Here is a 26414-nt window from a genome sequence, read left to right as displayed (position 1 = left end):
TAAGAGGAAGCGATTATGGTTCAGCGTATTACTATTGCGCCGCAAGGCCCGGAGTTTTCCCGTTTTGTGATGGGCTACTGGCGACTGATGGACTGGAATATGTCTGCCCGTCAGTTGGTTAGCTTTATTGAGGAGCATCTGGATCTCGGCATTACCACCGTGGACCATGCTGATATTTATGGCGGCTATCAGTGCGAAGCAGCGTTTGGCGAGGCGTTGAAACTGGCGCCTCATCTGCGTGAACGGATGGAAATCGTCAGCAAATGTGGCATCGCAACAACTGCACGTGAAGAAAACGTTATTGGTCATTACATCACTGACCGCGACCATATTATTAAAAGCGCCGAACAGTCGCTGATTAATCTTGCGACCGATCATCTGGATCTGCTGTTAATCCACCGTCCCGACCCGTTGATGGATGCCGATGAAGTGGCGGATGCGTTTAAACATCTGCATCAGAGCGGCAAAGTGCGCCATTTTGGCGTATCCAACTTCACGCCTGCGCAATTTGCCCTGTTGCAATCACGCCTGCCGTTTACCCTTGCCACTAACCAGGTGGAAATATCCCCGGTGCATCAGCCGTTGCTGCTGGATGGTACGCTCGATCAGCTACAACAACTGCGTATTCGCCCGATGGCCTGGTCTTGTCTTGGCGGTGGTCGTCTGTTTAATGATGATTATTTCAGGCCGCTACGAGATGAACTTGCTGTGGTGGCGGAAGAATTAAACGCGGGCTCTATCGAGCAGGTGGTTTATGCCTGGATATTGCGTCTGCCATCGCAGCCGCTGCCGATTATCGGCTCCGGTAAAATTGAGCGCGTGCGGGCAGCTGTCGAAGCGGAAGCATTGAAAATGACCCGCCAACAATGGTTCCGTATCCGTAAAGCGGCACTGGGTTACGACGTACCATAAACACTTTTAGGAATAGCCGCCGTTCAAATATGTGTCACTGGTTTACACTTAACGGGTATGCACATTGAACGGAGGTCCTATGAAACGTTTTAGTCTGGCCATTCTGGCGCTGGTTGTTGCGACCGGCGCACAAGCTGCCAGTGAAAAAGTCGAGATGAACCTCGTTACGTCGCAAGGGGTTGGGCAGTCAATAGGTAGCGTAACTATTACTGAAACCGATAAAGGTCTGGAGTTTTCGCCCGATCTGAAAGCATTACCACCCGGTGAGCATGGCTTCCATATTCATGCTAAAGGAAGCTGCCAGCCAGCAACGAAAGATGGCAAAGCCAGCGCCGCAGAATCCGCAGGCGGACATCTTGATCCACAAAAAACCAACAAGCATGAAGGGCCGGAAGGTGCGGGACATTTAGGCGATCTGCCTGCGCTGGTGGTCAATAATGACGGCAAGGCGACCGATGCCGTTATTGCGCCTCGTCTGAAATCACTCGATGAAATCAAAGACAAGGCGCTGATGATCCACGTTGGCAGCGATAATATGTCCGATCAACCTAAACCGCTGGGCGGTGGCGGTGAACGCTATGCCTGTGGTGTTATTAAGTAGTTAAGAGGCCAGCGTACCTTGCGGCGGTGCTTGCTCAAGTTGCGAAAGCGAGCAGTATAGTCGCCAGACAATCGCTGCCAGCTCACGGGCGGCAGGCTGATGATGCCGGGCAAGGCTGTCGCAAATCCGCTGTAATTCTTCAAGTGTGGCTGCCAGCGATTTTTGCTGAACGCCACGCTCACTCATCACTCCCCGCAACAGCGAAATACAGTTATCCCGCACTTGTGATAACGGATCAGAACGCGACTCCCACTCGCGTAATTGCCAGACAACATGCGAACAGTTCAGTAGCACCACCCCCCAACGTAATAACCAGCGGCGCGCCAGCGCATCCTGGCTGTTGCTCAACTGACTGACGTGATGATAAGTGAGCGATTCAAATTCGCTTTCACTCAGTGTTGGATGGCGGCTTAGTTGATCGACAAAATCTCGGCGCAGGGCGTGAATATGGCGACGGCTTTTGCGGGCATCCGACCCAGGTCGCAGAATGGCAAACGCTAACCACGCCAACGCCACGCCAACGATTTTCGCCAGATTATCATTGAGAAAATCAGCAAAATCATACACCGGCGGGTTGGTGACGGCGATAAACGAGCCCATAAAAACAATCAGTTGCCCCCATAATGCAGCTTGTTTTGGCAATTGTATTTTGAGTAGCTGCATCGTTGCCAGCAGGGGGAAAAGAAACAGCAAAAATTGCCACAGCTCGCTAATTTGGACCATCAGGCCAAATTTAACCACAAAGCTAAAGAACGAAAGTAACACCAGCGTGCGCATCAGCAGCGACAATGACTTAAACGGCGCTGCGACGGCGGAGTAAAGGACGCAGCTAATCGCAGCCAGGGTTAATGCATTGGCTCCGGCATCCCATTGCGAGGCAATACTCCACGCACCAATCATCATCAACGTACAAAATGTCCGCAGCCCGCTCCACATGGCTTCTGCATTATCGGTATGACGTGCCAGCCCGGACGCGCGAGGGAGTCTGGTTTGATCATCTACGCCGCTTTGCAGACGATGTAATTCCTGACTACTTTGCAGATAAAGGCGGCAAAAATAACGTAGTCGATGCCAGAAGGCGACGTGCCGGTAGTCAGCCGAGTTCGTCGGGCGTAGCGGGGCAATAATGCGTGCGACGGTGTAAAAATCCGTTTGCCCGCTGGCGAGGGCAGTTAGCAACTGTTCAAGAATTTCCCGTATAGCCCCAGGGGGTGATGGCCAGTTGAGCAACATACGCCGCAAGCTCGAAATTACGCTGGTCATGCGTAATTGCTGGTGGAGTAACGCATTGAGGCGCGCGTTTTGCTGGCGGAAGCGATAGTGGCTCCAGAAAGCCTGGATACGCAGCAAATTCATGGTCAGTATCTGCCCAATCACCCCTTCATGTGCGGTACGAATGGCATCGGTTGTTTCAGGCTGCCAGAGTAAACTGGCATGTTCCAGTAAACGGGCGTGCATGTTTTTCAATGCGGTTAAAAGGGCAGTGGCATCGGAAGTGCTCGGCAGAATCATCATCATCATCCCACCGCAGAGAATACCGACGATCACTTCGCAAACGCGCGCCTGGGCGATGTCCCACAACTGGCTTGCTTCAGTGATATTGACCATCGGGAAGGCGATAATCGCTGCTGTGTAACCCGCCAGTTGAAACGCATAGGCCACGTTATTCGAGAAATGCGCGCAGGCCCAGGTACAAAAACCAAGCCATGCCGACATGCTCAACAGGAAGAACCACGGCTCGTTGAGAGTATGCCCGGCAAGGATTAGCGCCGCGATAGCCCCCAGCAAACTGCCAGCGATGCGCCCCAGGCTTTTGCTGATGACACCGCCAACTGTCGGAAAGCTCACTACCGCGGCTGACGTCATCGCCCAATAGGGCTCGTCCAGATTTAAATAATAAGCAACAGTCAGAGCCAGACACATGGCAAGGGTATTGCGCAACGCATAGCGCCATTGTGCCAGCGTGGCCTTAAACCAGGGCAGATTGCGCAGAGACCATGACCAGGCGTTCATTACTGACCTACTGCGATACTACAGGTTGTGCCGGATACCAGCGTGACATCGCTGGGAACATTATCAAGGGCAAAGCGAACCGGGACGCGCTGGGCGAGACGAACCCAGGGAACGTTAGGTTTAACGTCTGGAATCAGGCTGGAATCGTTTTCCACACTCTGATCATAAATTGCCCGACCGATACTGGAGACGTGACCCTGTAACGTTTTGTTGTCGCTATAGAGCGTAATGTGTGCTGGCGCACCGTCGCGGATATGCCGCAATTTGGTTTCTTCAAAATAACCAATGACGTAAAACGAGTGGCTGTCCACCAGGGCAAACAGCGGTTTTCCTGTGTCGGCGTAGTCGCCGATGCGGGTAGTGAGGTTGGTGACCCATCCGCTGACCGGGGCGCGAATTTCCGTTTGTGCCAGTTGCCATTGTGCCTGTTTCAGCGTTGCTTGTGCGGCATCGACACTGGCCTGCATCGCTTTAACATTGAGGTTTGCCGTATCCAGTTCTTCGGCAGAGATAAAATTTTGCGAGAGATGACGGCGGCGGTTGGCCTCATTATTGGCTCTGGCAAGATCAGATTGCGCTTTCGCCAGTTGGGCCTGGGCATTCAGTTCGGCAATCTGGAAGGGGGTTTTATCGATAGTGAACAGAATATCGCCAGCGTTAACCAACTGGTTGTCTTTTATATTCATCTCAACAATACGTCCGGACACTTGTGGGGTGATAGCGACCTGTTCCGCGCGTATTTTGCCATCCCGCGTCCACGGTGACTGCATGTAATAGTTCCAGAGCCACCATCCGGCGAGAACGGCAACTACTGCTACAATTATTGTTGAGAAATACTTAATGGTTTTAATTGACATAGTTACCACGCAATCAATATTGCCAGGGCGGAGCATACGCAGATCGCAAACAGCGACAAATCCATTAACAAGGGATGCCAGATGTCGCCCGCGTAGATCCAGTCGCGAAGCAGGCGGTGCAGGACAAGCCAGACGACGAATCCAAGCGCGAAGGCTTTGAAAAACGGAGGAAAGTAGACGGATGCACCGAACACCAGATCTTGTAGGGGCAATCCTGTTGCACTATGCATAAACTTCACAAAATAGATTCCTTTGAGGCTGAGTTTATTGCTTTAGATTAATAAATATTGTTTATGTGAGAGAAAATTACTCGCTATTTCTGAAAAGCATGTCTGACGGTAAGCAAATGCAGCAATCCATTTGTTTTAGCAATACAATTGCTGCACACTATTCTAAAAGCCGTATAATATCTTAGCAAGCTAATTATAAGGAGATGAAATTGGAATCGCCACTAGGTTCTGATCTGGCACGGTTGGTGCGCATATGGCGTGCTCTGATAGACCATCGCCTGAAACCCCTGGAGTTAACGCAAACCCATTGGGTGACGTTGCACAATATACATCAGTTACCTCCAGACCAGTCGCAAATTCAACTGGCAAAAGCGATCGGCATTGAGCAGCCATCACTGGTTCGTACGTTGGACCAACTGGAAGAAAAAGGGTTAATTTCGCGTCAAACTTGTCCCAGCGATCGGCGGGCCAAACGTATTAAACTGACGGAAAAGGCGGAGCCGCTGATTAGCGAAATGGAAGCTGTTATTAACAAGACCCGGGCGGAAATTTTGGATGGGATTTCAGCAGAGGAACTGGAACAACTGATTAGGCTCATTGCAAAACTTGAGCATAATATTACTGAGTTACAGGCCAAAGGGTGAAATAAAGGGGGCGTGTGGCCAGGTACCTGACCACACGTCAACTTGTTTAGCGCGGGGAAACCGTCACCTGGCTGCCGTTGCTGGCCAGAACTACACGTTGTCCCGGAGAGAAATGGGTATTGCCCTGTTTCTGTACCACCATGATGGTGTTGCCATCATCTTTACGAATTTCCAGCTCCACACCCTGTGTTTTGTTCATTGCGCTCTGTACGCCCTGACCGGCTACGCCACCCGCGACGGCACCTGCTGCGGTAGCCAAAGAGCGTCCCGTACCACCACCAACGGTATTACCAAGAAAACCACCGAGAACTGCACCGCCAATTGCGCCGATGACGTTGGAATCATCACCGCCCTGAATTTGTACCTGTCGTACGTTAACGATTGTGCCGTAGCTGACATTCTGCACTTGCTTCGCTTCAGAGGCAGTATAAACATCACCAGATAGGGTATCGTTGTTAACACAACCAACAAGAGAAAGACCTACCATTGATACAACCAGTACGCGTTTAATCATTGAAAAATCTCCTGATTACCATGAAACGCCTCACGAGCATCCCTAATGGTCAAAGTTATTCGCATTAGTATAACCATGATTACATGTTCCACTAAAACATGATTAAATCATAATTAGAGTAGGGTTAACCAAGTATAAACAAAACATTCATATTAGTTATTGATGTGAATATAATCTTTTACTACCAACAATAAAAATCGGCCCTTATGCATGGAATTCGCGAAAGGTTTGTGTTTGAGTGGAACGCAAACATCAGGTTGAAAAAGGATGAACTATGAAATCAGGCCGCTTTATTGGTGTTATGTCAGGTACTAGCCTGGATGGTGTCGATGTTGTGTTGGCGACGATCGATGAACACCGGGTGGCGCAGCTGGCTAGTTTGAGCTGGCCGATTCCTCCATCACTCAAACAGGCGGTGCTGGATATTTGCCAGGGGCAACAGCTTACGCTCTCCCAGTTTGGTCAACTGGATACCCGACTTGGCTGCTTGTTTGCGGATGCCGTTAATGCACTATTAAAAGCAGAAAATTTACAGCCGAAAGATATCGTAGCTATCGGTTGTCATGGCCAGACCGTCTGGCACGAACCCACGGGCGTCGCGCCACATACGCTACAGATAGGTGATAACAATCAAATTGTTGCGCGGACTGGAATTACTGTCGTCGGGGATTTTCGCCGTCGCGATATCGCCTTAGGTGGCCAGGGCGCACCGCTGGTACCTGCTTTTCATCACGCATTGCTGGCCCATCCAACTGAGCGGCGAATGGTGCTTAATATTGGTGGAATTGCCAATCTGTCACTACTCATTCCAGGAATGCCGGTAGGTGGCTACGATACCGGACCGGGCAACATGCTAATGGACGCATGGATCTGGCGTCAGGTCGGTAAACCTTACGATAAAGACGCTGAGTGGGCGCGGGCGGGCAAGGTTATTCTGCCGCTGCTGCAAAAAATGCTTAGCGATCCCTATTTTTCCCAGCCAGCACCCAAAAGCACCGGGCGCGAATACTTTAACTATGCCTGGTTGGAGCGTCATCTACGCGATTTCCCTGGCCTGGATGCGCGAGATGTTCAGGCAACACTGGCGGAACTCACCGCCGTGACTATTTCTGAACAAGTCTTGTTGAGCGGTGGCTGCGATCGATTGATGGTATGTGGTGGAGGAAGTCGCAATCCGCTGCTCATGGCGCGTATGGCTGCATTACTGCCAGGGACTGAAGTGACCACCACCGATGCCGTTGGTATTAGCGGTGATGACATGGAAGCGTTAGCCTTCGCATGGCTTGCCTGGCGAACGCTGGCTGGGCTGCCCGGCAATCTACCTTCCGTTACCGGCGCAAGCGAGGAGACGGTGCTGGGCGCTATTTTCCCTGCCAACCCGCGATATCAGAGTTAACTGAATTTTTCTTACTGCGTCTGCCGTTACACTTGGAAGTTGAGGAGGGCGTTTTGCCCTCCGGACCAGGAAAGTCTTCGGGATATGTTTATGAAAAAACTGTTACTACTTTGTCTGCCGGTATTTCTTACCGGCTGTGGCGCGTTTAATCAACTGGTTGAGCGCATGCAAACTGATACGCTGGAATACCAGTGTGATGAAAAACCGTTGACGGTCAAACTGAATAATCCGCGTCAGGAAGTTAATTTTGTTTACGATAATCAACTGCTGCACCTTAAACAGGGTATTTCAGCGTCTGGCGCACGTTATACCGACGGTATCTACGTTTTCTGGTCAAAAGGTGATGAGGCGACGGTCTATAAACGTGACCGCATCGTCTTGAATAACTGTCAGTTACAAAATCCACAGCGTTGAGATTTTTCCAGGGGCGGCGCACAATAGCGTCACCCACTGACAATCTGTAAAGAAAACCATGGCTGATAACGACGAATTGCAGCAAATCGCGCATCTGCGCCGCGAATACACTAAAGGCGGTTTACGCCGCCGCGATCTTCCCGCCGATCCTTTAACCCTCTTTGAACGCTGGCTTTCTCAGGCCTGTGAAGCCAAACTGGCCGATCCTACTGCGATGGTCGTCGCCACCGTTGATGAACATGGCCAACCCTATCAGCGCATTGTTTTACTTAAACATTACGATGAAAAAGGCATGGTGTTTTACACCAACCTTGGTAGCCGTAAAGCACACCAAATCGAAAATAACCCACGCGTTAGCCTGCTTTTTCCGTGGCATACCCTGGAACGCCAGGTGATGGTTACCGGTAAAGCGGAACGTCTTTCGACACTCGAAGTGATGAAATATTTTCATAGCCGCCCGCGTGATAGCCAGATTGGCGCGTGGGTATCGAAGCAGTCCAGCCGTATTTCTGCGCGTGGGATCCTTGAAAGCAAATTCCTGGAATTGAAGCAGAAGTTTCAGCAGGGCGAAGTGCCGTTACCGAGTTTTTGGGGCGGTTTTCGCGTCAGCCTTGAACAGGTTGAGTTCTGGCAGGGCGGTGAGCATCGACTGCATGACCGCTTTTTGTACCAGCGTGAAAACGAGGCGTGGAAAATCGATCGCCTCGCACCCTGAAAAGATGCAAAAATCTTGCTTTAATCGCTGGTACTCCTGATTCCGGCACTTTATTCTATGTCTCTTTCGCATCTGGCGAAAAGTCGTGTACCGGCAAAGGTGCAGTCGTTATATACATGGAGATTTTGATGGCAAGCAGTAACTTGATTAAACAATTGCAAGAGCGGGGGCTTGTGGCCCAGGTGACGGACGAAGAAGCGTTAGCAGAGCGACTGGCGCAAGGCCCGATCGCGCTCTATTGCGGCTTCGATCCTACCGCTGACAGCTTGCATTTGGGGCATCTTGTTCCATTGTTATGCCTGAAACGCTTCCAGCAGGCGGGCCACAAGCCGGTTGCGCTGGTAGGCGGCGCCACGGGTCTGATTGGCGACCCGAGCTTCAAAGCTGCCGAGCGTAAGCTGAACACTGAAGAAACTGTTCAGGAGTGGGTGGACAAAATCCGCAAGCAGGTTGCCCCGTTCCTCGATTTCGACTGCGGAGAAAACTCTGCTATCGCAGCGAACAACTATGACTGGTTCGGCAATATGAATGTGCTGACCTTCCTGCGTGATATCGGCAAACATTTCTCCGTTAACCAGATGATCAACAAAGAAGCGGTTAAACAGCGTCTCAACCGTGAAGATCAGGGGATTTCGTTTACCGAGTTTTCCTACAACCTGTTGCAGGGCTATGACTTTGCCTGCCTGAACAAACAGTACGGTGTGGTGCTGCAAATCGGCGGTTCTGACCAGTGGGGTAACATCACCTCTGGTATCGATCTGACCCGCCGTCTGCATCAGAACCAGGTGTTTGGCCTGACCGTTCCTCTTATCACCAAAGCAGACGGCACTAAGTTCGGTAAAACTGAAGGTGGCGCAGTATGGCTGGATCCGAAGAAAACCAGTCCGTACAAGTTCTACCAGTTCTGGATCAATACTGCTGATGCTGACGTTTACCGCTTCCTGAAGTTCTTTACCTTTATGAGCATTGAAGAGATCAATGCCCTCGAAGAAGAAGACAAAAACAGCGGTAAAGCGCCACGCGCTCAGTATGTGCTGGCGGAGCAGGTGACGCGTCTGGTTCACGGTGAAGAAGGTTTGCAAGCTGCGAAACGTATTACCGAGTGCCTGTTCAGCGGTTCTCTGAGTGCGCTGAGTGAAGCGGACTTCGAACAACTGGCGCAGGACGGCGTACCGATGGTTGAGATGGAAAAAGGCGCTGATCTGATGCAGGCGTTGGTTGATTCTGAACTGCAACCTTCCCGTGGTCAGGCACGTAAAACTATCGCCTCTAATGCCATCACTATTAATGGTGAAAAACAGTCCGATCCAGAATACTTCTTTAAAGAAGAAGATCGTCTGTTTGGTCGTTATACCTTACTTCGTCGCGGCAAAAAGAATTACTGTCTGATTTGCTGGAAGTAATGCATTAAGTGGAAAGGGGGGGTGAGAAATCACTCCCCCTGATTTTTATACAGGGAACACGATGAAAAATATTCTCGCTATCCAGTCTCACGTTGTCTATGGTCATGCGGGTAACAGCGCGGCAGAGTTTCCAATGCGCCGCCTGGGCGCGAATGTCTGGCCGCTCAACACCGTTCAATTTTCTAATCACACCCAATACGGCAAATGGACCGGCTGTGTTATGCCGCCCAGCCATTTAACCGAAATTGTGCAAGGCATTGCTGCCATCGATAAGTTGCACACTTGTGATGCCGTATTAAGCGGCTATCTGGGGTCGGCGGAGCAGGGCGAGCATATCCTCGGTATTGTCCGTCAGGTGAAAGCGGCGAATCCGCAGGCGAAATATTTTTGCGATCCGGTAATGGGACACCCCGAAAAAGGCTGTATCGTTGCGCCAGGTGTGGCGGAGTTCCACGTGCGTCACGGTCTTCCTGCCAGCGATATCATCGCGCCAAATCTGGTTGAGCTGGAAATCCTCTGCGAGCATCCGGTACATAACGTCGAAGATGCGGTTAAAGCTGCGCGCGAACTTATTGCTCAGGGGCCTGAAATCGTACTGGTGAAACATCTGGCGCGTGCCGGTTACAGCACAGATCGTTTTGAAATGCTGCTGGTCACTGCCGATGAAGCATGGCATATCGACCGGCCTCTGGTTGATTTTGGCATGCGTCAGCCAGTAGGCGTTGGTGATGTGACGAGCGGATTACTGCTGGTGAAACTACTACAGGGCGCAACGTTGCAGCAGGCGCTGGAGCATGTGACCGCGGCGGTATACGAAATTATGGTAACCACCAAAGCAATGCAGGAATATGAGCTGCAAGTTGTAGCGGCCCAGGATCGTATTGCTAAACCAGAGCACTACTTCAGTGCGACGAAGCTCTGAAAAGTGTCTTGTCGGCCCACAGTATCCTGCGGGCCGATAAACCATTACTGCAAGCCTTCTGCTGTTAGCGCGGCTTTTACCGTCGGACGTTCAGCCATACGCTGCATATAGGCGGCAATATGCTCTAAACCTTCCAGATTCAATTTCACCCCATATGCCCAGCGCAGTACAGTAAACAGATAGGCGTCAGCAATAGTAAAACGTTGCCCGCAAATCCAGTGATCCTCTTTCAGCGCATCGTTAACGTACTGCAGTTTTTTCTCCAGCTGTGCGCGTGCAGTCGGTTTGAACTCTTCCGGTGTAGCCGGGTGAAACAGCGGAGTAAAGCCTTTATGCAACTCAGTGGCGATATAGTTCAGCCATTCGATGGTTTTATAGCGAGAAATACTGTTTACCGGAGCCAGTAACTGGCGGTCGGGGACGCTGTCGGCAAGATACTGCATAATGGCCACGCCTTCCGTGAGCAGAGTGCCATCGTCCAGCAGCAGAGCAGGAACCTGCCCTTTAGGATTAATCGCAAAGTAATCATCGCCGTTTTCCAGACGTTTTTTCATTAAATCCACACTGGTGAGCGTAAAGTCCTTTCCGCTCTCACGCAGGATGATATGGGAAGCAAGAGAGCAGGCGCCCGGTTTGTAGAACAGTTTCATCGGTAACTCCTTTTGGCTGTGGTTTAAAGTATGGTAGTGCGTTGCTGAACAAAAAAAAAGCCGCTAACGAAAAGTTAGCGGCTTGTAAAAGAGTTTCCCTGAAATTTACGCTACGGCAGCTTTCGCCGCTTTATCAGCAGCATCGTCCTGAGTCATACGATGCAGTTTCGGCGCGGTCAGCAGCATCAGCACTGCGATAACGGCAGTCGCGACACCAATCTGCAAGAAGACGCGACCATACACTTCCAGCGACATCAGCGGATCGGTTACGTTATCCGGTACTGCCATCATACCCGCAACATAACCACCAATCAGGTTCGCACCGGCAGTGGTCAGGAACCAGCTACCCATAATGAAGCCCATCAGGCGCTGCGGAACGAGCTGTGCAACCATCGCCAGACCCAGACCAGAGATCATCAGTTCACCGATACTCTGCAGGCCGTAGCTTGCTACCAGCCAGCTTACAGAAACGATACCAGCGTCGGACGCGAATTTCGCACCCAGCGGCAGGATCAGGAACGCACCAGAGCACATCACCATACCGATTGCAAACTTAGTCGGCATCGGCAGGGTATCGCCCATCTTGTTATAGATAGCGGCGAGAATCGGGCTACCAATGATGATCCAGAACGGGTTCAGTGCCTGATACTGTTCAGGTTCTACAGCCAGACCCAGAATGGTGTGCTCAACGTTACGGATTGCAAAGAAGTTCAGAGACGTCGGCATCTGGCTGTACAGCACGAAGAAGATGATTGCTTCAAGCATCAGGATGAAAGCAACGATCATTTTACGACGTGCAGCACCTTTCATTGCAAAGGCTTCTTTACCGAAGATAACCACGATACCCAAGGCAACAACGCCCAGCGCCATACGTGCTACTTCCTGGTTATGCAGCAGCCAGGTGGCAATCGCAATCAGCGCGACAACACCAATAATGGTTAACAGCAGATTACGGTAGTTGACTGGTTCAAAGTCAGGTTTTGAACCGTACTGCTTAACCCAGCGTTGGCAGAAGGCGAAGTTAACGATGGTGATCAACAGACCGACTACGCTAAGGGCGAACGCGACGCTCCAGCCATACTTGGCTGCTAACCACGGCGTTGCAATCATAGAGAAGAACGAACCGATGTTGACGGACATGTAGTACATGGTAAATGCACCGTCCAGACGTGGATCGTTTTTCTCGTAGCAAGTTGACAGCAGTGAGGACGGGTTGGCTTTAAACAGGCCGTTACCGACCGCAATCGCCGCCATACCCATATAGACGATACCGGCATCGTGACCAGACCAGGCAACCAGCGCATAACCAATAGCCAGCACAATAGCACCAAGCATAATGACGCGTTTTGTACCCAGTACCTTATCGCCTAACCAACCACCAATAGCGACAAGACCATAAACCAGGGCGCTAAAGGAAGAGAAAAGTGTGATTGAATCCGCTTCAGACATACCCAGTTGTTTAACCAGGTAGACAGCCATAATTCCTTGTAGGCCGTAATAACCAAAACGTTCCCATAACTCGATCGAGAAGATGAGATAGAACGCCTTCGGTTGTTTGAAAGCGTTTAAACTAACGCTTTCTGTTGGTTTTTGGTTTGCAGTGGACACTTTTACCTCTTTTTTTACATCCCATATTAACGGGGGTGCTTTCTCGCGTGATGTCTAATAAACATACGCGCAATTGTTATAGTGGGAGGGGAAACGGCAGGTAATGTTCACTATCTTGCACTTTCAGACAAGTCCTTTGTAATAATCTGTTACATATAACTGGTGTGGAGAAATCATCGGCCCATTGAAATGTTATCCAGCGTTAAATTTTTCAAAAAACGTAACGGCAGATTTTTTCACTACCAGAAGAGGGGGGATACTGATATTTGGCGATATGTTCTACTGTAAGGTGTTTTATGTAGTGAGATAGTCCATTATCTGAAAAATAGACAGTGTAATGTTTTGTAGGTTTATGCCCTGGTTGAATCAATGCCTTGTCAAATTTAACTTAAACAGAGCAATAGTTTTACATTATGACATCAATGTGATCTTGATCACGAATAGATAGAAAATTTCGCTATTAAAAAAACAATTAACCTGCATTTTTGGTTATTCACAAACGGATTGCCTGATAATGATGCCGCGAGGCGGCATCATTGACGTTAACAAGATGTTTTGTAAGAGGATGAGAAATAGTTATGAATGGGATAACGATGTTACACCTTTTCGTCAGATGTCAACTTTCTCTTTGTATTCACAAAGATCTTCAATAATGCAGGAGCCACAGCGAGGCTTGCGGGCAATACAGGTGTAACGCCCGTGGAGGATTAGCCAGTGGTGGCAATCGACTTTGAATTCTGCTGGAACCACTTTAAGCAGTTTTTCTTCAACCTGTTCGACATTTTTCCCCGGTGCAAATTGGGTGCGATTACAGACGCGGAAAATGTGCGTATCTACAGCAATGGTCGGCCAACCGAAGGCGGTATTCAATACCACGTTTGCTGTTTTACGCCCTACACCGGGCAGGGCTTCCAGCGCAGCGCGATCTTCCGGAACTTCGCCATTATGCTGTTCGAGCAAAATACGGCAGGTTTTGATGATATTTTCTGCTTTGCTGTTATATAGCCCAATGGTTTTGATATACGTTTTAACCCCATCAACGCCCAGTTCGAGCATTGCGGCAGGTGTATTGGCCACCGGGTAAAGCTTTGCCGTCGCCTTATTGACGCTAACATCGGTCGCCTGGGCGGAAAGCAGTACAGCAATCAACAATTCAAAAGGCGAACTGAAATTAAGTTCGGTTGTAGGATGAGGGTTGTTCTCACGCAGGCGAGTGAGGATCTCCAATCGTTTTGCTTTGTTCATCAGACATTCCCTGTTTCACCGTTTGGCAACTCGCGTGTAGCAGCTGCTTCAGCACGGCGCTTTTTCATTCTTTCATCAATCAGATATTTTCCCGCCAGCATCAGCCCCAGACCAATGAATGCGCCTGGCGGTAACATTGCTAACAGGAAGGGAGAATCGGTATGGAAGATCTCTACCCGCAGTACTTTGGCCCAGCTACCCAACAGCGCATCGGCACCGTCAAACAATGTTCCGTTGCCGATGATTTCGCGTAGTGAACCCAGTACGAACATGGCGCAGGTTGCGCCCATGCCTATCGAAAAACCATCAAGTGCGGAGAGCGCCGGACCTTTTTTAGCGGCGAAGGCTTCCGCACGGCCAACAACGATACAGTTAGTGACAATCAGAGGAATAAAAATCCCTAACGATTGATACAGGCCAAAGGCGTATGCGTTAATCAGCATTTGTACGGCGCTGACCACCGAGGCGATGATCATCACGTAAATCGGGATTCGGATTTCGGCTGGCGTCCAGTGACGCAGCGTCGAGATGGTCAGGTTGGTGAGAGTCAACACCAGCGTTGTCGCAAGCCCTAAACCCAGTGCGTTGGTGGCAGTGGAAGTGACCGCCAGCAGCGGACAGAGGCCAAGTAACTGGACCAGCGCGGAGTTGTTCTTCCATAACCCCTGAACAATAACGTCTTTAATTTCGCTCACGGTTTATTCTCCACAGGCCGGAAGTTGAGAAAGTTGTGCTGGCAACGTTTGGGCATACAATCCGGCGCGTTTTACCGCATTCACCACCGCGCGAGGCGTAATGGTCGCCCCGGTGAACTGGTCGAAATCACCACCATCTTTCTTCACCGCCCAGTGAGCGTCATCCGCGCCGCTGATTTGTTTACCCGCAAAATGGGTGATCCAGTCAGAAAGGCGCAGTTCGATTTTGTCGCCAAGTCCCGGCGTTTCGTGATGTTCTGTCACGCGGGTGCCAAGTACCGTGCCGTTAAAATCGGCCCCAACCAACAACTGAATCGCACCGGAATAACCATCCGGCGCGGTGGCCTCCAGAACGGCAGCTACCGGTTTATCATCCTGTTTTGCGATGTAAATCCGATGTTCACCTTTTCCTAACGCTGGCGCAGTCACTATATAGCAACTTTGGGCCAGCTCGTTGTTATAGCGATCGGCTGGTAACACCTGATCAAATAACGCTTTTTGTTGCAGGCTAGCCTGTTCAGCGATCGTGGCTTTGGTCATCTGGTTGATGGCAGCCGTTAAACCTGTTGACCCTGCGGCGAACAGCGCCAGCGTAATACCGTGTTTTCGGATAGTCTTCAGCATGGTTTATCCTTAGCGATGGCCGTATACGCGTGGACGCGTGTAGTAATCGATCAGAGGAACCGTGATGTTCGCCAGCAGGACAGCAAAGGCAACGCCGTCAGGATAGCCACCAAAACTGCGGATCAGCCAGACTAATAATCCCGCCAGCGCACCGAAAATCAGACGACCACGATTGGTGGTAGACGCGGTTACTGGATCGGTCAGAATAAAGAATGCACCGAGCATGGTCGCGCCAGACAGCAAATGAATCTGCGGTGAAGCTAGTGTTTCGGGGGCGAACAACCAACCCAGCGTTGCGCACAGGGCCAGTGTCACTAAGAAACTGACGGGAATATGCCAACGAATCGCTTTCTGCCATAGCAGCCACACGCCACCAACCAGCCAGGCGAGGTTTACCCATTGCCAGCCAGCGCCCGCGAGAACACCGCTGTAGATTGGATACTGCATAATCTGTTCAACCGAATGACCGGCGCGTACAGATGTTTTGAACGTATCCAGCGGTGTCGCCTGGCTAATGCCATCGATACCTAAGCGAAGTGTGTTCATATCACCACCACTGGCGGTATGACCGCTGAAGATAATCTGTACAGCGTCAATGAATCCAGGGATGTTGACCGCAATCTCATGCGGCGGCAACCAGCTGGTCATCTGTACCGGGAAGGAGATCAGTAATACCACATAACCAATCATTGCCGGGTTAAACGGATTTTGCCCCAGACCGCCATACAACTGTTTAGCGATGATTACGGCAAACACAGTGCCGAGTACCACCATCCACCACGGCGCAAGAGGCGGAATACTTACCGCCAGTAATAAGCCCGTTAGCAATGCTGAGTTATCTTTTAAGGTTGCAGTTACAGATTGCTTGCGCAGTTTGAGTACGAGGGCTTCGGCTAAGAGTGCACTGACCGAGGCCAACAGGATTTGAACGAGAGTACCCCAGCCAAAAAACCACAGTTGCGCAGCGATACCTGGGACGGTTGCGACCAGCACCAGCAGCATGATGCGCGATGTCTGGCGCTGGTTATGGGTATAAGGGGAGCTAGCTATTCTGAATACCATTTAGTCCTCGTTTACAACCTTTTGCTGAGCGGCTTTTTTTGCCTGAACCCGGGCGATAGCCGCGGCAACTGCAGCTTTGCGGGGATCAACCTGTTCTTCCTGCTCTACGTTGGCCTGCTGCTGCTCCAGCTTGCGCGCTTTAGCACGGGCGATAGCGGCTTCAACGGCAGCTTTACGCGGGTCAATCTGTTCTTCTGGCTCTACGTTGGCCTGCTGCTGTCCCTGCTTGCGCGCTTTAGCACGGGCGATAGCGGCTTCGACGGCAGCTTTACGCGGGTCAACCTGTTCCTGCGGTTCTTCGTTAGCTGGCTGCTGTTCCAGCTTGCGCGCTTTAGCACGGGCGATAGCGGCTTCGACGGCAGCTTTACGCGGGTCAACCTGTTCCTGCGGTTCTTCGTTAGCTGGCTGCTGTTCCAGCTTGCGCGCTTTAGCACGGGCGATAGCGGCTTCGACGGCAGCTTTATGCGGGTCAACCTGTTCCTGCGGTTCTTCGTTAGCTGGCTGCTGTTCCAGCTTGCGCGCTTTAGCACGGGCGATAGCGGCTTCGACGGCAGCTTTACGCGGATCAACCTGTTCCTGCGGCTCTTCGTTAGCAGGCTGTTGCTCCTGCTTGCGTGCTTTGGCGCGAGCAATTGCGGCTTCCACTGCCGCTTTACGCGGATCGGCAACGGTTGCGGCTTCGTTAGTCTGTTGCAATTCAGCCTGTTTCGCTCTGGCTTGCGCTTTACGCGCTTCCCGTGCCGCAATAATCGCGCTGTTATCCGGGCGTTCGCCAGTTTTGATCACAATAGGTTGTGTGGCCTGGGCCTGTTTTTCTTTTACGCGAGCCAGTGCGGCAGCAATCGCATCTTTGTCTTTGGCCGCTGGTTGAACCGCCGCGTTCTTGTGTCGTTCAAGACGAGCGGCTTTTTCACGTTCCAGACGTGCCTGACGAGCTTCAAAGCGTGCTTTTGCTTCGGCTGCGCGTTTTTCTTCCTGACGAATGGCGGCAATCTCGGCTTTTTCCTGACGGAAATATTGCACAAGAGGGATATTGCTTGGGCAAACCCACGCACAGGCCCCGCATTCAATACAATCGGCAATGTTATGTGTAGTGGCTTTATCGTGCTGCTGGCCTTTGCTGAACCAGTACAACTGTTGCGGCAGGAGATCTGCAGGGCAGGCATCAGCACAGGCGCTACAACGGATGCAGCTTTGTTCTTCCTGTGGTTCGCCAAGTTCATTGGCAGATGGTGCCAGTAAACAGTTGGTTATTTTTACGACCGGAACATCCAGCCACGGCAAGGTAAAGCCCATTAGCGGGCCACCCATAATCACCATTTGATCGGCAGAAGGGCAGAATCCTGCATCGTCCAATAAATGACGGACCGGCGTACCCAGTCGTGCCCAGACGTTGCCGGGGCGTGCAATTGCTTCGCCAGTCAGCGTCACGACACGCTCGGTAATCGGCTCGCCATCAATAACGGCTCGTTTCACAGCGTAAGCCGTGCCGACGTTTTGCATTAACACGCCGATATCTGATGAACGACCGCCGTGTGGAACCTGCTTTCCCGTCAGGATGTAGGTTAACTGTTTGGCGCCGCCAGAGGGATATTTGGTCGGAATAACTCGCAGAGAAATATCGTGAGAATCCGCCAACACCGCACGAAGCATGGAAATTGCCTGCGGTTTGTTATCTTCAATGCCGATCAGAATTTCGCGTGGCTGTAGAATATGCCCAAGAATGCGAATACCTTCTACGACCTGGGCGGCGCAATCCTGCATCAGGCGGTCATCGGCGGTAATATACGGCTCGCATTCTGCGGCATTAATGATCAACGTTTCGATTTTATCGCCGCCGCCCTGCAATTTAACGCCAGTAGGGAAGCCAGCACCACCCAGTCCGGCGACGCCAAATTGATGAATGCGTTCGATTAATTCTTCCCGAGTGCGTGAGCGGTAATCGGTCCAACCGTCACGTGGGATCCAGCAATCTTCCCCATCGGCGTCAATAATCACGCTTAATTCAGCCAATGCTGATGGATGGGCAGTAGAGTGGGGCGCAATAGCCGTAACGGTGCCAGACGTTGGTGCGTGAACCGGTAGCATTTTGCCGCGTCCACGGGTGAGTGGCTGTCCGCGCAGTACCTTATCACCAACGTTAACGCACAGCTCGCCTTCAGCACCAATATGCTGTTTCAGTGGAATAACAAATCGCTGCGCCAGCGGAACCTGGCGCAGGGGAGTACCGTTGGACTGAGTTTTCATCTCCGGTGGATGAATGCCGCCATCGAAGTCCCAGATTTTATTTTTTTTGAAAGCAGAGAATAACTTAAGCATGGTGTTCCACGGGAATGATGCGCACGGGAATGGTGTTCAGATCCCATTTCCAGCTGTCTGGCGTTTCTGCAACCGGTTGTAAGGAGATGCAATGCGTTGGGCATGGGTCTACACACAGATTACAACCTGTGCACAGATCGCTCATGACGGTATGCATTGCTCGGGTAGCGCCGACAATGGCGTCCACCGGACACGCCTGAATACACTTAGTGCAGCCAATACAGTTATTTTCATCGATAACCGCTACCATACGCGCAGGCGTCAACTCCTGCGCTTCGCCATCCAGCGGCTGTGGTTCGACGTTGAGCAACTCGGCAATTTTCAGCATTACAGCTTCGCCACCAGGGGCGCAGCGGTTGATTTTTTCACCGTTGCAACTGATAGCCTCCGCATACGGGCGACAGCCAGGATAACCGCATTGACCACACTGGCTCTGCGGTAAAATTTCGTCAATTTTCTCAACGACCGGATCGTCTTCCACCGCAAAACGGCGGGAGGCATAACCCAGAATGGCGCCAAACGCCAGGCCCAGCAGGCTTATGGCGGCAACGGCAATCCAGATAGCATTCATTACAACTTCACCAAACCACTAAAGCCCATAAAGGCCAGAGACATAAGACCTGCGGTAATCAGCGCAATGGCATTACCACGAAAAGGTGCCGGGACATCAGCCACAGCCAGGCGCTCGCGGATGGCTGCGAAAAGCACCATCACCAACGAGAAGCCGACAGCTGCTGAAAAACCGTACAGCGCCGACTGCAAGAAATTATGACCGAGATTAATATTCAGCAACGCGACACCAAGCACCGCACAGTTGGTGGTAATAAGCGGCAGAAAAATCCCCAGCAGACGATAAAGCACCGGGCTGGTTTTACGCACGACCATCTCGGTGAACTGCACGACAACAGCGATCACTAAAATAAACGCTAGCGTGCGCAGGTAAATCAGATTGAGTGGAATCAAGATCCACGTGTCGATAAGCCAGGCGCAAATTGACGCCAGCGTCATCACAAATGTTGTTGCCAGCCCCATCCCCATTGCAGTTTCCAGCTTTTTGGAAACGCCCATAAACGGACAGAGGCCCAGAAACTTAACCAGTACAAAGTTATTGACCAGTACAGTTCCGACAAACAGTAACAGATAGTCAGTCATTTTTCGGCCTGAAATAAAAAAGCCGCCTATTATCCGTTAATCCAGAGCAGGCGACAACAGGTTAACTGTAAGGTTATTACGGATTCACAAACGTCGCTTTGACCCGCAACGAGCGTTTGAAATAGGGGACTATCAATGCGGTTGCCAGCAAAGTGAACAACAACTGGCGCACGGCTACGCCATCTGCAACTGGCGAAAAAGCGAAGGTTTTAACAGCCAGTAATACGGAGATCAGTAGCCAGATAATATAGTGTTTAGGAACACAACGCCGACGTTTAAAGAAAGCGATGGTCAACCACAAAGTGTAATACCACATGGCGATGGCGGTAATAAAAGAAACGCCCCATAAGATTTGCGTTGTCAGTGCTTGTTCGCCGATCGTTTTATATGTTTGAGGAGAAGATAACGCTGCGGTATACAGTAACAGCGTCAGCGTCGTACTCAATAGAGCGACTAACAGCCAGGCCAAAGGGCCAAGCAACCAGCCTCCAATACGTTGTGGCGTTGTGGTGGTCATAGGTTCTCCAGAATAGCGACAGCAAACAGGCAAATCTAATTTTAGGGGCGTTATTATAAGGTTTTTATTATCAATCGCTACTTTCTTTATTGGACATAATGCCAGACGGACTTCGGCACCTGGCCTAGGTCAAACAAACGCCCGCCAGACACCAGCTCTGCGCGGCGGTGATCGGCGGCGCGATACATGTTGATAAGGTCCTGATCGTCCGTCAGTGTGTAATTAAGATGATCGTAGAGTTTTTCCAGGCTTTCGAGTGAACTGATTTTGCGAAATTTTAATAAGTAGTCCTGAACAGTCATAAAAGGCCCATAAAATAATTAATACCAAAGTGGTAGGTATTATATGTAATGATAAAACTTCACCAAAAGTGAACGCTTATGTAATAACAATAATAAGAATGTGCTGATGGTAAATATTCAGGGATGAAATACTGTCATGAAAAGAGTAACGCGCTTTACTATCCCTGCCAATCGCCGACAACACACCACAAGATAATAAATTCCTGGTTTAATACCCGACAAGTTAAAACATGCATCCGGACGGGCTGCATGCTGGTCTGCAAGTGCAGGTATTACTTATGTTGTACTGGTGTACTCTGTTCTGGCGGCTGGTAGTTGTCAATGTGACTCGCCACGCCAAGGAGAATGACAGAAACGACAAGAACGATCCAACCTGTTAATTCAATAAGACGATTCATTACTGCCCACATCTATGTTGAGTGATCCATTAACTTCAGGGGGTAAATGTTACTTAGCAATAATTGCCCCAGCAAGATTTTTGCTGAGGTTTTTGCGATATTTAGCTTTTATCATTAGAAAATTCGCCATTTCTTTGACTTAAGTTAAATAACATCCCTTATTGCGGACAGGTTATTAAACTGTTGAGAGAGGGTAAAGGATAGTGTCAAATAGCGATTGTACTTCTCTGAGAGGCAATGACATGAGCGACAACATCCGTGTTGGGTTGATTGGGTATGGTTATGCGAGCAAAACCTTCCATGCGCCCCTGATAGCGGGCACGCCCGGACTAGAACTGGCAGTAATTTCCAGCAGTGACGAAACAAAAGTAAAAGCCGACTGGCCAACAGTGACGGTTGTCTCTGAACCAAAGCATCTTTTTAATGATCCCAACATAGACTTGATTGTCATTCCCACACCAAATGATACCCATTTCCCGTTAGCCAAAGCGGCGCTTGAAGCGGGTAAACATGTGGTCGTCGACAAGCCTTTTACCGTGACACTGTCACAAGCTCGAGAACTGGATGCGTTGGCAAAAAGTCTGGGTCGCGTATTGTCGGTGTTTCATAATCGTCGCTGGGATAGTGATTTTTTGACACTAAAAGGTTTGCTCGCGGAAGGCTCGCTGGGTGAAGTTGCGTACTTTGAGTCTCATTTTGACCGCTTCCGGCCGCAGGTGCGCGATCGCTGGCGTGAACAGGGCGGCCCTGGCAGCGGTATCTGGTACGATTTGGCACCGCATTTGCTCGATCAAGCTATTACGCTTTTTGGCTTACCCGTCAGTATGACGGTGGATTTAGCACAGTTGCGCCCGGGGGCGCAGTCGACTGATTATTTCCACGCCATTTTGTCCTACCCACAGCGGCGGGTCATTTTACATGGCACCATGTTGGCAGCAGCTGAGTCAGCACGTTATATCGTGCATGGTTCCCGTGGCAGCTATGTTAAATACGGCCTCGATCCGCAGGAAGAGCGGTTGAAAAATGGTGAGCGTCTGCCGCAGGAAGACTGGGGCTACGATATGCGTGACGGTGTACTAACCCGCGTTGAAGGCGAGGAACGTGTTGAAGAAACGCTGTTGACCGTGCCGGGGAATTATCCGGCTTACTATGCTGCCGTTCGTGATGCGTTGAATGGCGACGGTGAAAACCCGGTGCCAGCAAGTCAGGCCATTCAGGTAATGGAGTTGATTGAGCTGGGTATCGAATCCGCCAAACATCGCTCGACTTTGTGCCTTGCTTGAAAAGGGGATGGTGCAATTAGCACCATCCATTTTTGTTACTTCGCTGCGACTTTTTCTCGCAGTGCGCGTTTTTCCTCTGCGCTGAGGAAAGCCATTTCCAGACCATTAATCTGCGCCTGGCGGATTTGCTCGCGAGATAAACCAGCAGCGGGCGCGGCAACGGTATATTCGTGAATGATATCGACGCCCTGAACACCCGGGTCATCGGTGTTAATACTGGCGCAGATACCATGTTCAAGGAACGTTTTCAGCGGATGTGCCGCCAGAGATGCCACGGTACTGGTCTGAATATTGGAGGTCAGGCAGGATTCTATGCCAATTTGTTGCTCGGCGAGGAAATCCATCAGCGCCCGATCTTCAATGGCTTTTACGCCATGCCCAATGCGTTCAGCTCCCAGCTCACGAATGGCTTGCCAGATACTTTCTGCCCCGGCAGCTTCGCCTGCATGGACGGTAATATGCCAGCCTGCATCACGCGCGTGGTTGAAGTGAGAGAGGAACAAACTCCCCGGAAAACCAAGTTCATCACCGGCTAAATCCAGTGCGGTAATCTGATCACGGTGGGCCAAAAATGCCTCCAGCTCTTGCTGGCAGGCTGCTTCACCAAAGGTCCGGCTCATAATGCCGATAAGTTTCGCCTGCACACCAAAGGTGCGGCAACCTTCACGTACGCCGTCAATAACGGCTTCGACAACGCCCGCAACAGGCAACTGATGCGTCATTGCCATATAACCTGGCGAAAAACGCAGTTCGACATAGTGCAGACCGTTTCGGGCAGCATCTTCAATATTTTCAAACGCCACGCGACGGCATGCGTCGAGCGAGGCGAGAACTTTAACGCCCCAGTCAAGTTTAGTCAGAAAACTCACCAGATCGGGTTCGTTAGCAATGACCTGAACGTGTGGAATTAGCGTTTCCAGGGATTGTGCAGGTAGCGAGATATTATACTGGCGGCCAAGTTCAAGGATGGTCTGGGGACGAATGTTGCCATCAAGGTGGCGATGGATATCAGTTAATGGCAGGGTGGTATCAATCATGGTCGCACTCTTTTTCTGGATATAAAAGTGCGCACCATTATAAAAACAAAGCAGGGTAAAAATCTACGATTGCGCAACGATTATTTGCGTTGCGCAATCACAATTAGCGTACAGCTCGGATGGCGTTAATTAATCCAGCGACACCTTTTTCCAGTTTAGAACGTGGGCATCCGGCATTGAGCCGAACAAAGCCACGGCCTTCTTCACCGTAGGTATATCCCGGCATAATTGCGACTTTTTCTTGTTCAATCAGGGCTTTTTGCAACGCGTTGTCATCAATGTTCAACGGACGTAAATCAAGCCATGCGAGATAAGTGGATTGGGGAATCTGCCAGTTGAGTTCAGGGAACGCGGCGTTCATCGTCTCTGCGATATACGTCAGGTTATCTTTCAGATAGACGCGTAAGGCATCAAGCCATGGCGCGCCTTGCTGATAGGCGGCGATATGGGCGGTTAACGCCAGTACCGCAGGGGAGGAAAGCCCATCACGGCTTTTCAGGGCCGATAAATACGCTTCACGGCTGTCGTTATTTTCAATAATCCCGTAAGCCCCGGTCAGAGCCGGAATATTGAAACTTTTCGAACCAGAAGTCAGTAGCGCCCAGTCGCCGCGAGCTACATTGCTCCAGGGAATATGCGGTTGCTCTCCCCATACCATATCCATATGGATTTCATCGGAGATAACGCGCACACCATAGCGTTCGCACAGGTCAGCCATTGTTTCCAGTTCATCGCAAGTCCAGACTTTACCGGTAGGATTCTGAGGGCTACACAGGAGCATAATTTTACACTCCGGTTTCGCCAACACGGCTTCCAGTTTGCCCATATCACAAAACCAGCCATCAACCCGCTTCTCTAAAGCAACGGGCATCACGGTGCGCTGATTACCTTCGATGGCTTTGTAAAATGCGTCGTAGGCCGGGGTATGGATCACCACACCTTCACCGACAGCGGACCACTGACGAATCAGTTCCGACACCATATAGATAACGGAAGGGCCATATACCACCGACTGCGTTTCAATGGCGGTGTAATGCTGTGTGGAAAACCAGTGGGCGATAGCCGCGAGAAATTCATCGTTTTTCCAGCGACTGTATCCAAACACGCCGTGCATCAGGCGCTGGTTCAGCGCCTCGATAATGCAGGGAGCCGTGGCAAAATCCATGTCTGAAATCGTGAACGGTAACAGGTCAGCAGTGCCGAAACGGTCAGCGACATAATCCCACTGTGTGCACCATGTGCCATGACGATCCACGACCTTCGAAAAATCGAACATATCTTATCCTTATGCCTGAACAGTACGCATCAGACCGGCCATTTCATCTTTGACTGACTGAACTTGCGGCCCGATAACAACCTGCAGGTTATGTTGATTAAGTTGTACTACGCCAATTGCCCGATTGTCCTTCAGTGCCTGCACATTAACAAGGGACATATCTTTCACTGACAAACGCAGACGAGTAATGCAGTTATCGAGGCTGACAATATTGTCGGCACCGCCTAAGGCTTCGAGGATTGCCGGAACGTTGTAACCTGATTTACCCGGCGTACCGGCAACGGCTTTTTCGATTGAGCTGGCAATTTCGCTATCGCGGCCAGGGGTTTTCAAATTGAAGCGGGTGATAGCGAAACGGAAGATGACGTAGTAAACAACAAACCAGATTGCCGCCACCACTGGCACCATGTACCACTTGGTTGACAGGCCATGCAGAATACCGAACACCACAAAGTCGATGATATTGCCGTCGGTATTACCGATGGTGACACCGAGCACAGACATGACGGTGAAGCCGAGGCCGGTTAATAGCGCGTGGATGACGTACAGAACTGGCGCTACGAACAGGAACAGGAATTCCAGCGGTTCGGTAGTGCCGCCAACGACACAGGCGATCAGGCCAGAAATCAGCAGGCCTTTAATTTTATGGCGATTTTCCGGGCGCGCACAGTGATACATAGCTAACGCTGCACCTGGCAGACCGCCGAGGAATGCAGGCATTTTGCCCTGCGAGAGGAAACGCGTGGCGCTTTCAGAGAAACCGTGAGTGGTCGGGCAACTCAATTGCGCCTGGAAGATGGTTAGTGCGCCGCTGACGGTTTGACCGCAGACTTCCTGCGTGCCACCTGCGTCGGTAAAGCGAATTAATGCCACCAGAATGTGATGCAGACCAAATGGTAACAGCAGACGCTCACCCGTGCCAAACAGCATAGGTCCGAAATCACCCGCGCTGTTAATCATATGGCCTAATCCACTAATGCCCATAGCGAAGATCGGCCAGACCAATGGAATCACCAGACCGACAAGGCCCATCACCAGCGAGGAGATTATTGGTACGAAGCGCGTACCGCCGAAAAACGCCAGCGCATCTGGCAGGCGGATATTATGGAAACGTTCATGTAGCATCCAGACGATAATACCGGCGATCACCGCACCGAGGATCCCGGTGTCGATCGACTGGATCCCAAGAATGCTTTGAATGTTATTGGCTTTCAGCACGGCAGCATCGGTGGTCGGCAGAATGCCTTTATTGGTCAACCAGAAGTTCACCGCCAGGTTCATCACTGCGTAACCAACAAAACCAGCGAACGCCGCGACACCTTTGTTTTCGCGCGCCAGACCCAGCGGGATGGCGATACAGAACATCACTGGCAGGAAACTAAACGCGAACGAACCAACCTTACTCATCCAGGTAAAGATGGCCTGCAGCACAGGGTTACCCAATGCCGGGATCAGTGTGATGACATCGTGGCTACTAAGGGAACTGCCAATCCCCAACATAATGCCGCAGAACGACAGTAATGCGACAGGTAACATAAAGGTTTTGCCTAACTGCTGGAAGAATTCCCACAGCGTGACTTTCGGTGCTGCTTTCGCCGTCATAAAACGACTCCTCGTAGAGAACA

The 26414-nt window shown here is 50.9% G+C and carries 28 protein-coding genes; 9 read left to right on the top strand and 19 right to left on the bottom strand.

Annotated elements, in window-relative coordinates; translation table 11 throughout:
• Positions 1-15: 15 nt before the first annotated feature.
• Both FEM44_RS23165 and sodC read left to right on the top strand, forming a co-directional pair.
• Positions 16-912, top strand: a complete 897-nt coding sequence (locus FEM44_RS23165) for an aldo/keto reductase (protein ID WP_135522369.1) — start codon at positions 16-18, stop codon at positions 910-912.
• A gap of 79 nt (positions 913-991) precedes the next feature.
• A complete protein-coding gene (sodC, locus tag FEM44_RS23160; RefSeq protein ID WP_135522370.1) occupies positions 992-1513 on the top strand; it encodes a superoxide dismutase [Cu-Zn] SodC in 522 nt (173 codons plus the stop codon).
• Here sodC and FEM44_RS23155 read toward each other — a convergent pair whose 3' ends face one another.
• Genes FEM44_RS23155 through FEM44_RS23145 form a run of 3 tightly spaced genes read right to left on the bottom strand, consistent with a single transcriptional unit; the run spans position 1514 to position 4622 of the window.
• Entirely contained in the window at positions 1514-3526 is a 2013-nt protein-coding gene (locus FEM44_RS23155; RefSeq protein WP_135522371.1) for an FUSC family protein, read from the bottom strand.
• Positions 3526-4383 (bottom strand): efflux RND transporter periplasmic adaptor subunit, encoded by an 858-nt coding sequence (locus tag FEM44_RS23150; RefSeq protein WP_135409980.1) that lies wholly within the window; start codon positions 4381-4383, stop codon positions 3526-3528. The genes FEM44_RS23155 and FEM44_RS23150 overlap by 1 nt, the downstream gene beginning before the upstream one ends.
• Before the next feature lie 2 nt (positions 4384-4385).
• Complete coding sequence (locus FEM44_RS23145) at positions 4386-4622, bottom strand: DUF1656 domain-containing protein (RefSeq protein ID WP_130208178.1); 237 nt, start codon at positions 4620-4622, stop codon at positions 4386-4388.
• 200 nt (positions 4623-4822) lie between these two features.
• On the opposite strand from FEM44_RS23145, the gene slyA reads away from it, so the two are divergent.
• Positions 4823-5257, top strand: coding sequence for a transcriptional regulator SlyA (slyA, locus tag FEM44_RS23140; protein ID WP_064530079.1), 435 nt, complete (start codon positions 4823-4825; stop codon positions 5255-5257).
• A gap of 46 nt (positions 5258-5303) precedes the next feature.
• Here slyA and slyB read toward each other — a convergent pair whose 3' ends face one another.
• Positions 5304-5771: an outer membrane lipoprotein SlyB gene (gene slyB / locus FEM44_RS23135; protein WP_064530029.1), complete on the bottom strand. Its 468-nt coding sequence runs from the start codon at positions 5769-5771 to the stop codon at positions 5304-5306.
• Positions 5772-6045: 274 nt separating this feature from the next.
• Between slyB and anmK the strand changes: the two genes are divergently transcribed.
• The 5 genes from anmK to pdxY all read left to right on the top strand — a co-directional run bounded on the left by anmK (position 6046) and on the right by pdxY (position 10621).
• Positions 6046-7167 (top strand): anhydro-N-acetylmuramic acid kinase, encoded by a 1122-nt coding sequence (gene anmK, locus FEM44_RS23130; protein ID WP_135522372.1) that lies wholly within the window; start codon positions 6046-6048, stop codon positions 7165-7167.
• An 84-nt stretch (positions 7168-7251) separates the two neighbouring features.
• On the top strand, positions 7252-7581 hold the full coding sequence (gene mliC, locus FEM44_RS23125) for a C-type lysozyme inhibitor (RefSeq protein WP_135522373.1): 330 nt from the start codon (positions 7252-7254) through the stop codon (positions 7579-7581).
• A 58-nt stretch (positions 7582-7639) separates the two neighbouring features.
• The gene (gene pdxH, locus FEM44_RS23120; RefSeq protein WP_135522374.1) at positions 7640-8296 is read left to right on the top strand and encodes a pyridoxamine 5'-phosphate oxidase; all 657 of its coding nucleotides are present in this window, start codon (positions 7640-7642) and stop codon (positions 8294-8296) included.
• Between the two features lie 128 nt (positions 8297-8424).
• The gene (gene tyrS, locus FEM44_RS23115) at positions 8425-9699 is read left to right on the top strand and encodes a tyrosine--tRNA ligase (RefSeq protein ID WP_053264059.1); all 1275 of its coding nucleotides are present in this window, start codon (positions 8425-8427) and stop codon (positions 9697-9699) included.
• 61 nt (positions 9700-9760) lie between these two features.
• On the top strand, positions 9761-10621 hold the full coding sequence (pdxY, locus tag FEM44_RS23110) for a pyridoxal kinase PdxY (protein ID WP_135522375.1): 861 nt from the start codon (positions 9761-9763) through the stop codon (positions 10619-10621).
• A gap of 44 nt (positions 10622-10665) precedes the next feature.
• Here pdxY and gstA read toward each other — a convergent pair whose 3' ends face one another.
• The 12 genes from gstA to blr all read right to left on the bottom strand — a co-directional run bounded on the left by gstA (position 10666) and on the right by blr (position 21193).
• A complete protein-coding gene (gene gstA, locus FEM44_RS23105; RefSeq protein WP_130208170.1) occupies positions 10666-11271 on the bottom strand; it encodes a glutathione transferase GstA in 606 nt (201 codons plus the stop codon).
• 105 nt (positions 11272-11376) lie between these two features.
• On the bottom strand, positions 11377-12879 hold the full coding sequence (gene dtpA, locus FEM44_RS23100; protein WP_135522376.1) for a dipeptide/tripeptide permease DtpA: 1503 nt from the start codon (positions 12877-12879) through the stop codon (positions 11377-11379).
• Positions 12880-13488: 609 nt separating this feature from the next.
• Entirely contained in the window at positions 13489-14124 is a 636-nt protein-coding gene (gene nth, locus FEM44_RS23095) for an endonuclease III (RefSeq protein WP_001030332.1), read from the bottom strand.
• Positions 14124-14819 carry an electron transport complex subunit RsxE gene (rsxE, locus tag FEM44_RS23090; protein ID WP_064530022.1) on the bottom strand — a complete coding sequence of 232 codons (696 nt, stop codon included), beginning with the start codon at positions 14817-14819 and terminating at the stop codon, positions 14124-14126. The genes nth and rsxE overlap by 1 nt, the downstream gene beginning before the upstream one ends.
• A 3-nt stretch (positions 14820-14822) precedes the next feature.
• A complete protein-coding gene (gene rsxG / locus FEM44_RS23085) occupies positions 14823-15443 on the bottom strand; it encodes an electron transport complex subunit RsxG (RefSeq protein ID WP_135522377.1) in 621 nt (206 codons plus the stop codon).
• Between the two features lie 9 nt (positions 15444-15452).
• Positions 15453-16505: an electron transport complex subunit RsxD gene (gene rsxD, locus FEM44_RS23080; RefSeq protein WP_138159208.1), complete on the bottom strand. Its 1053-nt coding sequence runs from the start codon at positions 16503-16505 to the stop codon at positions 15453-15455.
• Positions 16506-18824, bottom strand: coding sequence for an electron transport complex subunit RsxC (rsxC, locus tag FEM44_RS23075; RefSeq protein ID WP_138159206.1), 2319 nt, complete (start codon positions 18822-18824; stop codon positions 16506-16508).
• Entirely contained in the window at positions 18817-19395 is a 579-nt protein-coding gene (gene rsxB / locus FEM44_RS23070; protein WP_130209361.1) for an electron transport complex subunit RsxB, read from the bottom strand. Before rsxB ends, rsxC begins: the two co-directional genes overlap by 8 nt.
• Positions 19395-19976: an electron transport complex subunit RsxA gene (rsxA, locus tag FEM44_RS23065; protein WP_000133193.1), complete on the bottom strand. Its 582-nt coding sequence runs from the start codon at positions 19974-19976 to the stop codon at positions 19395-19397. The genes rsxB and rsxA overlap by 1 nt, the downstream gene beginning before the upstream one ends.
• Positions 19977-20052: 76 nt before the next feature.
• A complete protein-coding gene (locus tag FEM44_RS23060) occupies positions 20053-20493 on the bottom strand; it encodes a DUF2569 domain-containing protein (RefSeq protein WP_130209359.1) in 441 nt (146 codons plus the stop codon).
• Between the two features lie 86 nt (positions 20494-20579).
• Positions 20580-20795 carry a transcription modulator YdgT gene (gene ydgT, locus FEM44_RS23055; RefSeq protein WP_064530017.1) on the bottom strand — a complete coding sequence of 72 codons (216 nt, stop codon included), beginning with the start codon at positions 20793-20795 and terminating at the stop codon, positions 20580-20582.
• 272 nt (positions 20796-21067) lie between these two features.
• Positions 21068-21193 carry a division septum protein Blr gene (blr, locus tag FEM44_RS23050; protein WP_032147885.1) on the bottom strand — a complete coding sequence of 42 codons (126 nt, stop codon included), beginning with the start codon at positions 21191-21193 and terminating at the stop codon, positions 21068-21070.
• Positions 21194-21435: 242 nt separating this feature from the next.
• Between blr and FEM44_RS23045 the strand changes: the two genes are divergently transcribed.
• A complete protein-coding gene (locus FEM44_RS23045; protein ID WP_135522379.1) occupies positions 21436-22476 on the top strand; it encodes an oxidoreductase in 1041 nt (346 codons plus the stop codon).
• A 35-nt stretch (positions 22477-22511) separates the two neighbouring features.
• Here FEM44_RS23045 and add read toward each other — a convergent pair whose 3' ends face one another.
• The 3 genes from add to malX form a co-directional block, all read right to left on the bottom strand.
• Complete coding sequence (add, locus tag FEM44_RS23040) at positions 22512-23513, bottom strand: adenosine deaminase (RefSeq protein WP_135522380.1); 1002 nt, start codon at positions 23511-23513, stop codon at positions 22512-22514.
• A gap of 103 nt (positions 23514-23616) precedes the next feature.
• Positions 23617-24789, bottom strand: a complete 1173-nt coding sequence (malY, locus tag FEM44_RS23035) for a bifunctional maltose regulon transcriptional repressor/cystathionine beta-lyase MalY (protein ID WP_130258951.1) — start codon at positions 24787-24789, stop codon at positions 23617-23619.
• A 9-nt stretch (positions 24790-24798) separates the two neighbouring features.
• Entirely contained in the window at positions 24799-26391 is a 1593-nt protein-coding gene (gene malX / locus FEM44_RS23030; protein WP_130258952.1) for a PTS maltose transporter subunit IICB, read from the bottom strand.
• Positions 26392-26414 lie beyond the last annotated feature (23 nt).

The organism is Escherichia sp. E4742 (genome assembly GCF_005843885.1).
Taxonomy (GTDB): domain Bacteria; phylum Pseudomonadota; class Gammaproteobacteria; order Enterobacterales; family Enterobacteriaceae; genus Escherichia.
The sequence above is the reverse complement of the archived record's forward strand: the minus strand, read 5'-3'. Positions and strand labels throughout refer to the sequence as shown.

Bases quoted from the DNA above. Each gene is read 5' to 3' on its own strand.
- FEM44_RS23165 (WP_135522369.1), top strand. From the start codon at position 16: ATGGTTCAGCGTATTACTATTGCGCCGCAAGGCCCGGAGTTTTCCCGT.
- sodC (WP_135522370.1), top strand. From the start codon at position 992: ATGAAACGTTTTAGTCTGGCCATTCTGGCGCTGGTTGTTGCGACCGGC.
- FEM44_RS23155 (WP_135522371.1), bottom strand. From the start codon at position 3,526: ATGAACGCCTGGTCATGGTCTCTGCGCAATCTGCCCTGGTTTAAGGCC.
- FEM44_RS23150 (WP_135409980.1), bottom strand. From the start codon at position 4,383: ATGTCAATTAAAACCATTAAGTATTTCTCAACAATAATTGTAGCAGTA.
- slyB (WP_064530029.1), bottom strand. From the start codon at position 5,771: ATGATTAAACGCGTACTGGTTGTATCAATGGTAGGTCTTTCTCTTGTT.
- anmK (WP_135522372.1), top strand. From the start codon at position 6,046: ATGAAATCAGGCCGCTTTATTGGTGTTATGTCAGGTACTAGCCTGGAT.
- mliC (WP_135522373.1), top strand. From the start codon at position 7,252: ATGTTTATGAAAAAACTGTTACTACTTTGTCTGCCGGTATTTCTTACC.
- pdxH (WP_135522374.1), top strand. From the start codon at position 7,640: ATGGCTGATAACGACGAATTGCAGCAAATCGCGCATCTGCGCCGCGAA.
- tyrS (WP_053264059.1), top strand. From the start codon at position 8,425: ATGGCAAGCAGTAACTTGATTAAACAATTGCAAGAGCGGGGGCTTGTG.
- pdxY (WP_135522375.1), top strand. From the start codon at position 9,761: ATGAAAAATATTCTCGCTATCCAGTCTCACGTTGTCTATGGTCATGCG.
- gstA (WP_130208170.1), bottom strand. From the start codon at position 11,271: ATGAAACTGTTCTACAAACCGGGCGCCTGCTCTCTTGCTTCCCATATC.
- nth (WP_001030332.1), bottom strand. From the start codon at position 14,124: ATGAACAAAGCAAAACGATTGGAGATCCTCACTCGCCTGCGTGAGAAC.
- rsxG (WP_135522377.1), bottom strand. From the start codon at position 15,443: ATGCTGAAGACTATCCGAAAACACGGTATTACGCTGGCGCTGTTCGCC.
- rsxD (WP_138159208.1), bottom strand. From the start codon at position 16,505: ATGGTATTCAGAATAGCTAGCTCCCCTTATACCCATAACCAGCGCCAG.
- rsxC (WP_138159206.1), bottom strand. From the start codon at position 18,824: ATGCTTAAGTTATTCTCTGCTTTCAAAAAAAATAAAATCTGGGACTTC.
- rsxB (WP_130209361.1), bottom strand. From the start codon at position 19,395: ATGAATGCTATCTGGATTGCCGTTGCCGCCATAAGCCTGCTGGGCCTG.
- rsxA (WP_000133193.1), bottom strand. From the start codon at position 19,976: ATGACTGACTATCTGTTACTGTTTGTCGGAACTGTACTGGTCAATAAC.
- FEM44_RS23060 (WP_130209359.1), bottom strand. From the start codon at position 20,493: ATGACCACCACAACGCCACAACGTATTGGAGGCTGGTTGCTTGGCCCT.
- ydgT (WP_064530017.1), bottom strand. From the start codon at position 20,795: ATGACTGTTCAGGACTACTTATTAAAATTTCGCAAAATCAGTTCACTC.
- blr (WP_032147885.1), bottom strand. From the start codon at position 21,193: ATGAATCGTCTTATTGAATTAACAGGTTGGATCGTTCTTGTCGTTTCT.
- FEM44_RS23045 (WP_135522379.1), top strand. From the start codon at position 21,436: ATGAGCGACAACATCCGTGTTGGGTTGATTGGGTATGGTTATGCGAGC.
- add (WP_135522380.1), bottom strand. From the start codon at position 23,513: ATGATTGATACCACCCTGCCATTAACTGATATCCATCGCCACCTTGAT.
- malY (WP_130258951.1), bottom strand. From the start codon at position 24,789: ATGTTCGATTTTTCGAAGGTCGTGGATCGTCATGGCACATGGTGCACA.
- malX (WP_130258952.1), bottom strand. From the start codon at position 26,391: ATGACGGCGAAAGCAGCACCGAAAGTCACGCTGTGGGAATTCTTCCAG.